This window comes from Caulobacter sp. FV1ye6ST, from assembly GCF_058681225.1.
The window spans coordinates 902,436-915,066 of sequence record NZ_CM178733.1 but is presented as its reverse complement, the minus strand read 5'-3'; the positions used below and the strand labels follow the sequence as shown (position 1 = coordinate 915,066).

Below are 12,631 nucleotides of genomic sequence, written 5' to 3'. Positions count from 1 at the left end.
AACCTTTCTGGTGCGCCGCCTCCCTTTCGGGCGACGGCGTCGACGCCAGTCGAAGGGTCGCAAGGGACTCACGGTGAGGACTTTCAACCCCTCATCCGGCTCGCCGCGCGAGCTGCCTTCTCCCGCGGGGGAGAAGCAGAAACGTTTTCGCTCCAACATTACGAAACGTTCAGACTCGGCCGTATCGACAAGCTGTCATCGTCCCGACATGGTTCGCCCCTTCGCGGGCCGGGGGGCGGTCCGCTCCCCGGGAGTCTCTGAAAGACATGTCGTTCACGCGTCGTATCGCGCTGGCCAGCGCCGCCCTGCTCATGGTGGCGCAACCGGTCCTCGCGGCCACACCCGCCAAGCCTGTCGCCACCGCCCAGAAGGCTGGCAAGACGGCCGCGCCCGTCTCGGACTTCACGCCGTCGCCCGAAGCCATCAAGGCCCACATGACCTTCCTGGCCGATGACCTCATGGAAGGCCGCGAGACCGGCACGCGCGGCTATGACATCGCCGCCAACTACGTCGCCGCCCAATACGCCCTGCTGGGCGTCAAGCCGGCCGGCGACAAGACCGCCACCGGGGTCTCGTACCAGCAGCACGTGCCGCTGATCGCCTTCCGCGGCGCCGGCGAGGGTTCGTTCGGCCTGACCGGCGCGGATGGCCAGACCGTCGCCCTGAAGTACGGCGAGGACTATCTGCCGAACGCCCAGGCCCAGTCGGCCGACCTGACGGTCGCCGCGCCGCTGGTCTTCGTGGGCTACGGCCTGGTCAACCCGGCCACGGGCCGCGACGACTACGCGGGCCTGGACGTGAAGGGCAAGATCGTCGTCATGCTGAACGGCGCGCCGTCGTCGCTGCAGACCGAGGAACGCGCCCACTTCAGCAACCCCAACACCAAACGTCAGGAGGCCGCCAAGCGCGGCGCCATCGGCGTGATCACCATGTCGGGTCCCAGCGCCGAGAAGCGCCGCCCGTTCGCGGCCGGCGCCGGCATGATGCGCGGCTGGCGGGTGATCTGGCGCGACGCCAACGACGTCGGCGCCATCCGCGCGCCGGGCGCCCCGTCGCTGGCTTCGATCAGCCAGGCCGGCGCGGCCAAGCTGTTCGCCGGCGCTCCCGTGGCCCTGGCCGACGTGCTGGCCGAATCCGAAAAGCCGGAAGGCGCGATCAAGGGCTTTCCCCTGACGACCAAGGCCAGCATCAACGTCAAGACCGAGATCGAGAAGCGCGAGAGCAGCAACGTCGTCGGCCTGATCGAGGGCTCTGACCCGACGCTGAAGGCCCAGACCATCATCCTGTCGGCGCACCTGGACCACATCGGCATCAAGGAAAACGCCAAGCCCGGCGAGGACCGCATCAATAACGGCGCGCTCGACAACGCCTCGGGTATCGCCACCCTGCTGGAGGTCGCGCGCGGCTTCGAGAACAGCAAGGCCCGGCCGAAGCGCTCGATCATCCTGCTGGCCGTCACGGGCGAGGAGAAGGGCCTGGTCGGCTCGGACTACTTCGCCAACAACCCGACGGTGAAGAAGGCCGACATCGCGGCCGACGTGAACCTGGACATGCCGGTGCTGCTGTACCCGTTCACCGACGTGATCGCGTTCGGCGCCGACCGCTCGACCATCGGCGAGGCCGTCAAGCACGCCGCCGGCCGCGTGGGGATCGCGCTGTCCGGCGATCCGATGCCGGAAGAGGGCCTGTTCACCCGCTCGGACCACTACCGCTTCGTCGAACAGGGGATCCCGTCGGTGTTCCTGATGACCGGCTTCCAGAACGGCGGCGAGGCGGCCTTCAAGGGCTTCCTGAAGGGCAACTACCACCACCCGGGCGACGACCTGAACCAGCCGATCGACTACCAGGCGGCCGCCAAGTTCGCGCTGGTCAACTACGAGATCGCCCGCGAACTGGCCAATGTGCCGGCCCGCCCGGTCTGGAAGAAGGGCGACTTCTTCGGCGGCACGTTCGCCCCGGCGGGACATCCGTCGGCCGCGAAGTGAGCTGAGCTGAAAAGCACGATTGACCCGGAGGGCGGCGGAAGGGATTCTGCCGCCCTCTCTCGTTCTCGCCCCGGACATCCTCGCCCCGTGACCGCCCGCACCGGCGCCTTCCTGAAGATCGGCGTGATCGCGCCGGCCATCATGGTGGCCGACGTGTGGCTGGCTCAGCGGCTGTTCCCGGGCTTCGACGCCGGGGCCCAGTTCATCAGCGAGCTGGGCGGACCCAAGGCTCCCCTGCCCGAGGTCTTCAACTACGGCATGATGATCGCCGGCCTCGCGGGCCTGCTGGCCGGGGCCGGCTTCGCCCATGCGCTGGAAGCGGCCGGCGGCCGGCGTCAGGTCTCGGCCTTCGCCGGGCTGTTCGTGGCGCTGACGGGGCTGGGAGCCTTCTTCGCCGGAGTGTTTCACTGGCCCGATCCCATGCACCGCGCCTGCGGGGTGGGCCTGGCCATGCAGTTCGCGCCGCTGTTCACCGCCTGGGCGCTGTGGGGCAGGCCGGGCTACCGACGGCTGGCCCATTTCTCGCTGGGCTGGTTCTTCGGCCTGCTGCTGGTCTTCGCCCTGCTGACCGGGGTGTGGAACGTCCGTACCGGCTATGACGTCGGCTACTGGCAGCGCGGCCACGCGTTCCTGGGCCTGCTGTGGCTGGCCATCGCCGCCTGGAGCCTGGAGAAGGGCTGGCGGCACGAGCGGCTGGGCGACCTGGAATCCGCCTCGGCCTAAAGCGCCTCAGGCGCGCACGCCAAGCACCACCCGCCGGATGTCGCCCCGCGTCGCCGCCAGCAGGATCAGCAGATAGGCCGACAGGAACAGCATCCCGCCGAACACCGCCAGGAGCCCTAGGGCCAGGGCGCCGGGACTGCAGCCGCCGCGCCAGGCGGTCCACAGGCCCGAGAGCAGCAGGAAGCAGAAGAAGTCCAGGTTGAATTGTCCGGGCCAGGTCATCGCCGCCATGTCGCCGAAGAACACCGGCAGCAGGGTCCAGCCATGATGGGCGATGGTGACGCTGGTGTAGCCGGCGATCACCAGCAGGCAGGCCAGCAGGAACAGGCGAAACGGGGTCATCGGGCGGTCTCCGCTTCCAGCGTGATGCTCGGCGCCGTCCGGCTTTCCAGGAACAGGCAGCGGGCCATCATGGCCAAAAGGCCGATCGAGCCGGTGGCGGCCACCAGCACCAGCCACGGCAGCGCGCGCATGCCCACGGCGCGGGCGCGGGGCAGCAGCAGGGCCAGGGCGGTTCCCGCCGCCAGCAGCAGGTCGCACCAGATCTGCGCGCCCCAGGGGCCGCGCAGGTGCTCGTTCCAGAAGCCCAGCGGCCCGGCCTTGGCGACCACGTCGACGCTGACGATCAGAAACGCCGCCGACAGCACGGCGGGAAGGATCCAGGCGCGCGGGCCAAGTTGGGGGCGAGCGGCCATGACGATCATGGCCAGCAGCAGGCCCAGGGCTGCGCCGGCGGGCAGGATGGCGTACACGGACTCTGGCATCGAGGTCTCCTGTAGCAGTCGCTACAGGCATAACGCATTGTAGCGGTCGCTACAATCGGAAAGGCGGCATGAACGTTCGGGACGAACAGCGGGAGCGGGTGGCGGCGGCCCTGGCCGATCATCTGCTGCGCACGGGCCTTTCCCAGGCCAGCCTTCGCCAGCTGGCGGCGGCGGCCGGGGTCAGCGACCGGATGCTGCTGTACTATTTCGCCGACAAGACCGAGGTGCTGGCCCAGGCCATGGCGCGCCTGGCCGCCGACATGGCGGGCCGTCTGGCGTCCGCCCTGCCCGAGACCGAGCGCCTGTCGCCCGCCGTGCTCAGCGCCCGCGCCGCGCGGCTGGTCATCGACGACGCCTACCGGCCCTTCATGAGGCTGTGGATCGAGGCGGTGGCCGCCGCCGCGCGGGGCGAGGCGCCGTTCGTCGACATCGCCCGCCAGATCGGCGGCGGCTTCCTGGCGTGGCTGGAGGCCCGGCTGGACCCGGCGACGACGCCCGACCCGCCCGGCGCGGCGGCGGCGATCCTGGCCCTGCTGGACGGCCTGGCCCTGGTCGAGGTCTGCGCCGGTCCCGAGCGGGCGCACCGGGCGGTCGAGGCCCTGGAAGCGGCGGCGCGGCGCTAAGCCGCCTTGGGCTCCTACGCCCTTCCCGCCCCGCGTGCGCGGGTCCATATCAGCGCCATGACCGCCGCTGCTCCCGCCCCGCGTCTGACCGTCTGGTATGACGGGGGTTGTCCGCTGTGCCTGCGCGAGATCGCGCTGATGCGACGCCTGGATCGGCGGGGCGCGATCACCTTCATCGATGTCGCGGACGGAGAGACCACCTGCCCGATCGACCGCGCCGAGCTGCTGGCCCGCTTCCACGCGCGCGAGGACGGCCAACTGCTGTCGGGCGCGGCGGCCTTCGCGGCCATGTGGCGGGCGGTTCCGGTCCTGCGGCCGCTCGGCGTCCTGGCCCGCCGCCCTTGGGCGCTGAAGGTCCTGGAAGCGCTTTATGTCCGCTTCCTGCGGTTCCGCCCCCGGCTGCAGCGGCTGGTGGTCCGGCTTACCGCCAGGCGTAGTTGAAGCTGACGCTGATGCGCTGCTCGTCGGCCTGGTTGGTGGTCACCTCGTGGCGCAGCCAGCTCTCCCACATCAGCACCGCGCCGGCCGCCGGCTTGACGTAGATGAACGGCCGCAGGGTCTCGGGCGCGTCCTCGTCGCGGGTCGGGGCGGCCATCATCATCGGCAGGCGCGGATCCTCGAACTTCAGGGCCGAGGCGCCCGGCGGTATGGTGATGTAGACCGTGCCGGAGATGACGCTGTGCGGGTGGATGTGGCCGCTGTGCGAACCGCCCGGCTCCAGGATGTTGATCCACAGGCTGTCCATGACCAGCTTGCCGCCGGCCAGGTCGAAGGCCAGGTCCTTGGCGAAGGCCGCCGCGTGCTTGTCCAGCTTCTTCTTCAGCGTCTCGAACAGGCTGTCGCGCTGCGGCAGGTCGTTCAGCGAGGCGTAGGACGTGTAGCCCAGATAGCCCTTGTTATAGGCCCAGGCCTGGCCGGCCTCGTCGTCCTCGGCGATGGCGATGCAGGCGTCGTGCAGTTCGTCGATGAACGCCTCGGCGTCCTTGTCGCTAGCGAGGCTGGCTTCATAGAGCGGGGTGACGAAGAGCGGGCGCGTGGTCATGGGGGCGTCATAGCGCCGGCGGAGCAAGAGGGCAAAGGCGTCGCGAGAACGGCGCGCCCAACAACGCCCTTCATAATTGCATAATGATAAAATTCGCGCATAGTGAGCATCCAAATCCATGATCCGGGGGGACCAGGATGCGCGCCGCCGCCCTTTTCATTTCGCTGCTGTCGGTCAGCCTGTGCGGCTGCCAGTCGCTGCAGGGCTATCCGACCCCGATCGAGTCGTCGAAGACCTCGCTCGCCCTGGTTCAGGCCGACACCGAGCCGGCCGCCGTCACCGCCTATACGGGCCTGACCGACCCCGTCCAGCGGCGCGCCAAGCGCGACCAGATCGTCCGCGCCCGCGCCTATGCGATCGACATCCAGTACGACCAGTTCATCCGCCAGGTGACCAGCCAGCAGAAGGCCTTCGCCATCGGCGCCGACCTGGTCTCGGCGGGTCTGACCGGCGCGGCGACCCTGGCCAAGAGCGCCGCCACCAAGACGCACCTGACCACCTATGCCAGCGCCGCTCTGGGCGTGCGCGCCACGGTCGACAAGGAGCTGTTCTACAGCCAGACCCTGCCGGCCGTCGTCTCGCAGATGGACGCCTCGCGGCGCACGGTCCTGGCCAAGATCAGCGAGGGCCTGGCCAAGCCCGACGGCGACTATCCGCTGGTCGCGGCCCTGTCCGACCTGCAGGACTACTATATCGCCGGCACGCTGAACGGGGCCCTGAACCAGATCTCCAAGGACGCCGGGGTCAAGACCCAGGCCGCCGAGGACCGGATCGCCAAGGTCACCACCATCGCCACCGCCTACGACGATCCCAGCCGCCAGCTTTCGACCTATTGGCGCAAGGCCGACGGCGGCTACGACCCCGCCCATGAGGCCAAGATGCTGGCCTGCCTGGGCCCCAGCGCGACGACGCTGCAGCTGACCAACGTCATCCACGGCGGCAGCGCCACGCAGAAGAACGCCCTGATCGCCTGCCTGACCACCGCCGGCGAAACACTCTGAGAGGCATGACCATGACCGACGCTGCTCCTCCCGTCGCAGGCCCCGCCGCCGCGGGTCCGGCCACCCGCCATCCCGACGCCCCCGCCACGACCAAGGCCCTGCAGCAGTTCGTCTATACCGGGGTCAGCGAGGAGCAGCGGCCGATCCTGGTCGCCGACCTCTGGCATGCCGGCGCCCTGCGGGTCGACGTGGTCCGCGACGCGGGCTCCAACCCGGCGACCTACACCGTGACGGCCACCTTCCCGGCGTGATTGACGCCGCCCGCCAGGCGGAACATAGTCGGAACATGGCCGCCGACGATCTGATACTGACCCTCGACGCGGCGCTCGCGGAGCGCCTGCGGATTCGCGCCGAGGCGGCGGGGCTGAGCGTGGAGGCGTACGCGCACTTTGTCCTGCGGCGTGACGTCGACCCGCCAGGCCTCGCGGAGAGCGAAACCCGATGGGACGGGGCGCCGGCGCGCGTTCCGTCAGGCGACGGCATCGGCGAGGACGACGAGGCCTATGCCGATGAGCTGGATCGCATCTGCCAGGAGACTCTGCGCACCGGCGGCGTTCCCTGGGAACAGGTGGAAGCGCGCCTCAGGACCCTCGGCAAGCCGCGCTAGAGCCCTTTAGCTTTAGATGGAATCATCTAAAGCGTTCAAAAGGGCTCTAAATGTTTGAATCTAGAGCCTGTTTATCCGGTTTAGATGGTTCCATCTAAACCGGACAGGCTCTAGCGATGTTTCGCATCCTCGTCTCGGATAGGGCGTGGGCCGATATTGATCGCCTGGAGACCTGGCTTTGGGATCATGGCGCGACCTACGCCACGGATCTTGGCCATCATCTCGCGGACGCGATTCTCGAACTGCGCGAGTATCCCCTGCGGACGCGGCTGTCTCGGGGCCGCAACCGCGAGCTCCTCGTCGGATTTCACGCCAACCAATACGTCGTGCGCTATCAGGTTCACGGTGACGACGTCGTCGTTCTGCGTATTCACCACGCCCTCGAACATCGCTGAACGCGCCGGACTCGCCTATATCTCCCCCGTGACCGATACGACGACCGACACCCCCGCCTCGCCCCGCCTGTCCGGCGCCGCCCTGATCAAGGACGAGGTCACGCGCCTGCCCGACGCGCCCGGCGTCTACCGGATGATCGGCGAGGCCGACGAGGTGCTGTACGTCGGCAAGGCAAAGAGCCTGAAGAAGCGCGTCATCCAGTACGCCCAAGGCCGCTTCCACACCAACCGCATCGCCAACATGGTCGACGCCACGCGGTCGATGGAGTTCATCACCACCCGCACCGAAGCCGACGCCCTGCTGCTCGAGATCAACCTGATCAAGCAGCTGAAGCCGCGCTTCAACGTGCTGCTGCGCGACGACAAGAGCTTTCCCGAGATCGTCATCCGCCGCGACCACGACGCGCCCCAGCTGCGCAAGCACCGCGGCGCCCACACGATCAAGGGCGACTATTTCGGACCGTTCGCCAGCGCCTGGGCGGTGAACCGCACGCTCAACACCCTGCAGAAAGCGTTTCTCCTCCGCTCGTGCAGCGACAGCGTCTACGACAGCCGCGACCGGCCCTGCATGTTGCACCAGATCAAGCGCTGCGCCGCCCCCTGCACCGGCCTGATCGGCAAGGACGACTATCAGGGCCTGGTCGACCAGGCCGAGGCCTTCCTGCGCGGCAAGTCCCGCGCGGTCATGGCGACCATGGCCAAGGAAATGGAGGCCGCCGCCGAGGAACTGGAGTTCGAGCGCGCCGCCCGCCTGCGCGACCGCATCCGCGCCCTCTCCAGCGTCGCCCAGGAGACCCAGATCAACCCCGAGACCGTGGACGAGGCCGACGTCGTGGCCCTGCACGTCGAGGGCGGCCAGGCCTGCGTGCAGGTGTTCTTCTTCCGGGCCGGCCAGAACTGGGGCAACCGCGCCTATTTCCCGCGCGTCACCGGCAATGCTGACGAATCCGAGGACGAGACCACCACCGAGGAGCAGCGCATCCTCACCGCCTTCCTCGGCCAGTTCTATGACGACAAGCCGATCCCGCGGCTGATCCTGTCCAACCTGCCGCCGGCCGAGGCCGACCTGCTGGCCGAGGCCTTCGCCCTGAAGAGCGGCCGCAAGGTCGAGATCGCCACCCCCAAGCGCGGCGAGAAGGCCGATCTCGTCCAGCACGCCCTGACCAACGCCCGCGAGGCCCTGGGCCGCAAGATGGCCGAGGGCAGCGCCCAGACCAAGCTGCTGGCCGGCGTCGCCGAGGCCTTCAAGCTGGACGCGAGCCCTGAGCGGATCGAGGTCTATGACAACAGCCACATCCAGGGCACGAACGCCGTCGGCGGCATGATCGTGGCAGGGCCGGAAGGCTTCATGAAGGGCCAGTACCGCAAGTTCAACATCAAGAGCACCGAGCTCACCCCCGGCGACGACTACGGCATGATGAAGGAGGTGCTGAAGCGCCGCTTCGCCCGCCTGGTCAAGGAGGAGGAGGACGGCGACAGCGACAACCGCCCCGATCTCGTCCTGGTCGACGGCGGCAAGGGCCAGCTGGACGCGGCCCTGGAGATCATGGCCGACCTGGGCGTCGACGACATCGCCGTGGTCGGCGTCGCCAAGGGCCCCGACCGCGACGCCGGCCTGGAGCGCTTCTTCATCCCCGGCCAGACCCCGTTCATGCTCGAGCCCAAGTCGCCGGTGCTCTACTACCTGCAACGCCTCCGCGACGAAGCCCACCGCTTCGCCATCGGCGCCCACCGCACGCGGCGCAGCATGGACATGAAGAAGAACCCGCTGGACGAGATCGAAGGCGTCGGCCCGGGCCGCAAGAAGGCGCTGCTGCACGCGTTCGGCTCAGCCAAGGGCGTGGGCCGGGCGAGCGTCGAGGATCTGGTGAAGGTCGAGGGGGTGAGCCAGGCGTTGGCCGAGCGGATCCATGGGTTTTTCAGGAAGGGGTAGCCTCACACCTCTTCTTCGAAGGCCCCGTCCTCGTCGTTACCGACCGCCTCTGCTTCAGCCGAACCTTCGGACAGAGCCCCCGACTCCCGGAGGATGTCCGCATCGATAGTCGGACTCGAGATGATCCGGTCCAGCAGGTCCAGTTGCCGGGGCTCCAGCGCCACCAGGCGGGTCAGCACGCGCAGCACGGCCAAGAGCTCGGTCGTATATTCCGGCAGCCACGCGGTCGGCTGGATGCTGGACAGCTCGGACGGCGGGCGCTTGTCGCCCATCGGCGGCTTGGAGCGGTCCTTGCGGCGATAGCTCCACCACTGGCTCAGCACCCGCTTGCCCGACACCTCGTAGGCCCAGACCTCGGGCGCGACATGGTCGATATAGCCGGTCCCGATCTTCAGCCGCCGCCCGGCCGCGTCGTAGTCCAGCTCGTGCGGCATGGCGTCCAGCGTCTTGGGCAGGACGCCGTCGGCGGGGATGGTGGGCTCGGGGCCGTCGGTCACGCGCGGCGGGCCGGGCGGGCGGCCCTCGGCGAAGCGTTCGCCGAAGGTGTGCAGCCAGACGACCTCGCGCCCCAGGGCGACGGCCTCGTCGAACAGCGCGGCCTCGGCGGTCAGCGGGATGCGCAGGCCCGGCTGCTTCAGGTGCTTGGCGAAGCGGGCGATATAGCCCGGATGGGCCGCGACGGCGGCGATATAGGCCATGACCTCGGGCGCGGCGACCTCGCGCCCATAGGCGGCGCCGAGTTCGGCCAGCAGGCGCGGGGCGATGTTGGACTTCGTGGCCTCGGGGTCGGACCAGAGCGGGAAGACGCGGCCGCCGAAGGAGCCTCGATAATGGTCAAAGTCAGGCAGGAGGCCCGTCAAGGTTAGAGCGGGGCCTTTGGTCGGAGAGGTGGCACGAAGAGCTGAGATATAAACTTGATGGTCGGAATGTACGTTCCAGATACGAGGTCTTGCGTCGTTTATTACCCGCGCGTCGCCGACAATCCACTGGCGATCGAAGGAGCGAAAACCGTATCGGTAAGCTCTTTCAAAAGTGCTTGTCTCGGAGGAAATGGGAAGAGTACGGGGTTCAACTCCGTCAAACCACTTCGACACTTTAGCGTCCGCGTGACGGCTGGCCAAAACGCCATGACGAAGCTGGGGATGAAACAGCTTTTGACGACGGGCTGCATCTCGCTCCTCGATGAGCCGTTGCCACCGACGGCGAAGAGTTTCTTCGTCCGGAGCGATGATCCACTGCCGCCCAGTGATAATTCCCGGACCATTGAACTCGAAGATTGCTTCGATTGAAGGGTAACTCCCCCACTCATCTGCGAGCGCCGCCAGGAACGGCGCGCGCCAGTCGCCGGGCGCTTCGCCCCAGCCGTCGTCGTCCAGGCCAATCGCCGCGATGGCCGCGAACTTGTCCTCCTTGGAGCCTTCGGGCAGGGCGCGGAAACGCACGCGGGCTGGCGTGTCGCGCTCGATATTGGCCTTGCGCGAGGCCATGACGATGCAGACCGGCTGCTGCACGCCGCCGAACACCCGGCTGGCTTGCGGCGGTTGATGCCCCTCGGGCGTGCAGTCTATGACCCAGATCTCGTCGGCGTCGCGGCGCAGGTCGGCGCGCATCTTCTGGAAGCCGGGACCGTTCAGGAACCCGGCCACGGTGATGAAGCAGATGACGCCCTTGCGCTTGGTCCAGTCGTCGATCGCGGTCTGGTCGGTGCCGCCGCGGAACGGGTCGCCGCCGAACACCTTCCACGCCGCCCAGCGCCAGAAATAGATATAGAGGTTGCGCAGGTGCTTGGCGTGGGCGCCGACGCCCCAGCTGGGCGGCGGCTGCCAGTCGTCCAGCGGCGCGTTCAGGTGCTTGCCGCGATCCTCGACCCAGCCGCCCAGCCCCTTGGCCTTTTCCTTGTACGGCGGATTGCCGATCACCACGGTGATCGCCTCGTGCCGCTTGATCCGATTGGCCTCGCGACGGGACTCGGCGATGCCGGCCATGCTGTGGGGAATCCAGCCGAACTCCTCGTCGGGATCGGCCAGGGTGTCGGTGATGTAGAGCCGCAAGGTGCCGCTGAGCACCTTGTGCAGATCCTCCGAAGCTTCCTCGCCCTCGCCGAAGGTGACCAGATCGATCAGCTCGGCCAGCAGGCGCAGCTGGGCAACCGCGAACGGGCCAAACTGCAGCTCGAAGCCGACCAGACGCTTCAGGGCCTCGGTGATGGCGGCGGGGACCGAACCGGCCCCCTCCTCGCCCTCGACCGTGGCGGCGATGTTGCGCAGTACGCCCAGCAGGAAGGTGCCCGTGCCCACGGCCGGGTCCGCGACCGTCACCTCGGACGAGGCCAGACCCCGGCCCAGGTTGAACCGCTTGGGCGAGCGCAGGGCCTCGTCCACCAGCCGCACCATGGCCGTGACGACCTCGGGAGGGGTGTAGTACGAGCCTGTCTTCTTGCGCAGATTAGTGTCGTATTGCTGCAGGAACAGTTCGTAGAAATAGAGCCAGGCCTCGGGCTCGCCCTTGCTCAGCTTGTCCCAGTCGACGACCTCCAGCACGGCGGTCAGGGTCTTGAGCGAGGTGTCCAGCGTATGCTGGTCGTCCATCTCCTCGGTCAGCAGCCGCAGGGCCGAGCCGATCAGGGTGTTGGACTTGCGCAGCTCCTTGGCCGCGTCGTCAATGCCGTCCTTCAGCGAGATCTTGCGGGCCTTGGCCATCAGCAGGCCGAAGGTCACGGCCTGGGCGTAGCCGTCGGCGAACTCGGCGTCGGTCGCGTGCGGGAACAGCAGGTTGCGCCAGTCGTCCTTCAGGCTGGTCAGGCCTGGCGCTTTACGGTCCAGTTGCTCGACCACCTCGTCGCGCAGCAGGCGGCACAGGCGGGCGGTGATCTCGGCGAGCTGCCTGGGCGAGCGCGGCGGGATCGGGTCCCACTGATAGAAGGTCGTGAACAGGGTCAGCAGTTCGGCCGGCGCCTTCAGCGCCTTGCCCGCCGAGCGGATGTCGCCCTGCAGGTATATGATGTCGCCGATCCGCTTGCCGTCGCGCCACAGGCTGAAGGCGTTGCCGTCGGTGTAGATCAGGTTGGGCAGGGCCTTGAGCTTTTCCCACTGCGCGCGGTCGTGAGACTTGGCGGGAAACTTGGCCGGATCGGCGCCCTTGCCTGGCGCCTTGACCTCGATGAAGCCGATCAGGGCGCCCTTGCGGGTCACCGCGAAGTCGGGCCGGATCATCAGGTCCGACAGCTTGGTCTCGCCGACCAGTTCGGTGTTGTGCGCCGCCAGGCCGGTCAGGCCGGCGATGGCCTTGACCAGTAGCACCAGCGGCGTGCGCAGTTGGTCTTCCGGCTCGCCGGTGATCCCTGGGTTGTCCAGCGTCGCCTTGGCCGCTGCCCCAAATGCAGCGATGGCGTCGTCTAGCGTCGTCAAACTGTCGCCCCTCGTACCCCTGACCTAGCGGTGGATAACCGCCCGAACCGACTGCGCCCGAACCCGAATCACGCGAAGATTCAGGCATGTCTCAGCTTGAGCTATTCATACAACCTGTCGTCGCGGAACCGACAACCCCGTCGGTCGACTC

At 68.2% G+C, this 12,631-nt stretch carries 12 protein-coding genes and 1 pseudogene; 9 read left to right on the top strand and 4 right to left on the bottom strand.

Going from position 1 to position 12,631, the window contains the following annotated elements; translation table 11 throughout:
• Positions 1-266 precede the first annotated feature (266 nt).
• Positions 267-1,985, top strand: coding sequence for a M20/M25/M40 family metallo-hydrolase (locus ACW175_RS04450; RefSeq protein ID WP_492103440.1), 1,719 nt, complete (start codon positions 267-269; stop codon positions 1,983-1,985).
• 19 nt (positions 1,986-2,004) lie between these two features.
• Positions 2,005-2,708, top strand: a pseudogene (locus ACW175_RS04445) (DUF998 domain-containing protein).
• A 6-nt stretch (positions 2,709-2,714) separates the two neighbouring features.
• Here the strand turns inward: ACW175_RS04445 and ACW175_RS04440 are convergent.
• Both ACW175_RS04440 and ACW175_RS04435 read right to left on the bottom strand, forming a co-directional pair.
• Positions 2,715-3,050: a hypothetical protein gene (locus tag ACW175_RS04440; protein ID WP_492103439.1), complete on the bottom strand. Its 336-nt coding sequence runs from the start codon at positions 3,048-3,050 to the stop codon at positions 2,715-2,717.
• A complete protein-coding gene (locus ACW175_RS04435) occupies positions 3,047-3,472 on the bottom strand; it encodes a hypothetical protein (protein ID WP_492103438.1) in 426 nt (141 codons plus the stop codon). Before ACW175_RS04435 ends, ACW175_RS04440 begins: the two co-directional genes overlap by 4 nt.
• Positions 3,473-3,540: 68 nt before the next feature.
• Between ACW175_RS04435 and ACW175_RS04430 the strand changes: the two genes are divergently transcribed.
• Together ACW175_RS04430 and ACW175_RS04425 are read left to right on the top strand one after the other, a co-directional pair.
• A complete protein-coding gene (locus ACW175_RS04430) occupies positions 3,541-4,095 on the top strand; it encodes a TetR family transcriptional regulator (RefSeq protein WP_492103437.1) in 555 nt (184 codons plus the stop codon).
• A 57-nt stretch (positions 4,096-4,152) separates the two neighbouring features.
• Positions 4,153-4,536 carry a thiol-disulfide oxidoreductase DCC family protein gene (locus ACW175_RS04425; RefSeq protein WP_492103436.1) on the top strand — a complete coding sequence of 128 codons (384 nt, stop codon included), beginning with the start codon at positions 4,153-4,155 and terminating at the stop codon, positions 4,534-4,536.
• Here the strand turns inward: ACW175_RS04425 and ACW175_RS04420 are convergent.
• The gene (locus tag ACW175_RS04420; RefSeq protein WP_492103435.1) at positions 4,517-5,137 is read right to left on the bottom strand and encodes a TIGR02466 family protein; all 621 of its coding nucleotides are present in this window, start codon (positions 5,135-5,137) and stop codon (positions 4,517-4,519) included. The genes ACW175_RS04425 and ACW175_RS04420 overlap by 20 nt on opposite strands.
• Positions 5,138-5,274: 137 nt before the next feature.
• On the opposite strand from ACW175_RS04420, the gene ACW175_RS04415 reads away from it, so the two are divergent.
• The 5 genes from ACW175_RS04415 to uvrC all read left to right on the top strand — a co-directional run bounded on the left by ACW175_RS04415 (position 5,275) and on the right by uvrC (position 9,073).
• Complete coding sequence (locus ACW175_RS04415) at positions 5,275-6,138, top strand: hypothetical protein (protein WP_492103434.1); 864 nt, start codon at positions 5,275-5,277, stop codon at positions 6,136-6,138.
• A gap of 11 nt (positions 6,139-6,149) precedes the next feature.
• Positions 6,150-6,389 carry a hypothetical protein gene (locus ACW175_RS04410; protein WP_492103433.1) on the top strand — a complete coding sequence of 80 codons (240 nt, stop codon included), beginning with the start codon at positions 6,150-6,152 and terminating at the stop codon, positions 6,387-6,389.
• Between the two features lie 35 nt (positions 6,390-6,424).
• Positions 6,425-6,745 (top strand): hypothetical protein, encoded by a 321-nt coding sequence (locus tag ACW175_RS04405; protein WP_492103432.1) that lies wholly within the window; start codon positions 6,425-6,427, stop codon positions 6,743-6,745.
• Between the two features lie 116 nt (positions 6,746-6,861).
• Complete coding sequence (locus ACW175_RS04400; RefSeq protein ID WP_492103431.1) at positions 6,862-7,140, top strand: type II toxin-antitoxin system RelE/ParE family toxin; 279 nt, start codon at positions 6,862-6,864, stop codon at positions 7,138-7,140.
• Between the two features lie 19 nt (positions 7,141-7,159).
• Entirely contained in the window at positions 7,160-9,073 is a 1,914-nt protein-coding gene (uvrC, locus tag ACW175_RS04395) for an excinuclease ABC subunit UvrC (protein WP_492104891.1), read from the top strand.
• Between the two features lie 2 nt (positions 9,074-9,075).
• Here uvrC and ACW175_RS04390 read toward each other — a convergent pair whose 3' ends face one another.
• Positions 9,076-12,480: a type ISP restriction/modification enzyme gene (locus ACW175_RS04390; protein WP_492103430.1), complete on the bottom strand. Its 3,405-nt coding sequence runs from the start codon at positions 12,478-12,480 to the stop codon at positions 9,076-9,078.
• Positions 12,481-12,631 lie beyond the last annotated feature (151 nt).

Bases quoted from the DNA above. Each gene is read 5' to 3' on its own strand.
- ACW175_RS04430 (WP_492103437.1), top strand. From the start codon at position 3,541: ATGAACGTTCGGGACGAACAGCGGGAGCGGGTGGCGGCGGCCCTGGCC.
- ACW175_RS04405 (WP_492103432.1), top strand. From the start codon at position 6,425: ATGGCCGCCGACGATCTGATACTGACCCTCGACGCGGCGCTCGCGGAG.
- ACW175_RS04435 (WP_492103438.1), bottom strand. From the start codon at position 3,472: ATGCCAGAGTCCGTGTACGCCATCCTGCCCGCCGGCGCAGCCCTGGGC.
- ACW175_RS04425 (WP_492103436.1), top strand. From the start codon at position 4,153: ATGACCGCCGCTGCTCCCGCCCCGCGTCTGACCGTCTGGTATGACGGG.
- ACW175_RS04440 (WP_492103439.1), bottom strand. From the start codon at position 3,050: ATGACCCCGTTTCGCCTGTTCCTGCTGGCCTGCCTGCTGGTGATCGCC.
- ACW175_RS04400 (WP_492103431.1), top strand. From the start codon at position 6,862: ATGTTTCGCATCCTCGTCTCGGATAGGGCGTGGGCCGATATTGATCGC.
- ACW175_RS04410 (WP_492103433.1), top strand. From the start codon at position 6,150: ATGACCGACGCTGCTCCTCCCGTCGCAGGCCCCGCCGCCGCGGGTCCG.
- ACW175_RS04420 (WP_492103435.1), bottom strand. From the start codon at position 5,137: ATGACCACGCGCCCGCTCTTCGTCACCCCGCTCTATGAAGCCAGCCTC.
- ACW175_RS04415 (WP_492103434.1), top strand. From the start codon at position 5,275: ATGCGCGCCGCCGCCCTTTTCATTTCGCTGCTGTCGGTCAGCCTGTGC.
- ACW175_RS04450 (WP_492103440.1), top strand. From the start codon at position 267: ATGTCGTTCACGCGTCGTATCGCGCTGGCCAGCGCCGCCCTGCTCATG.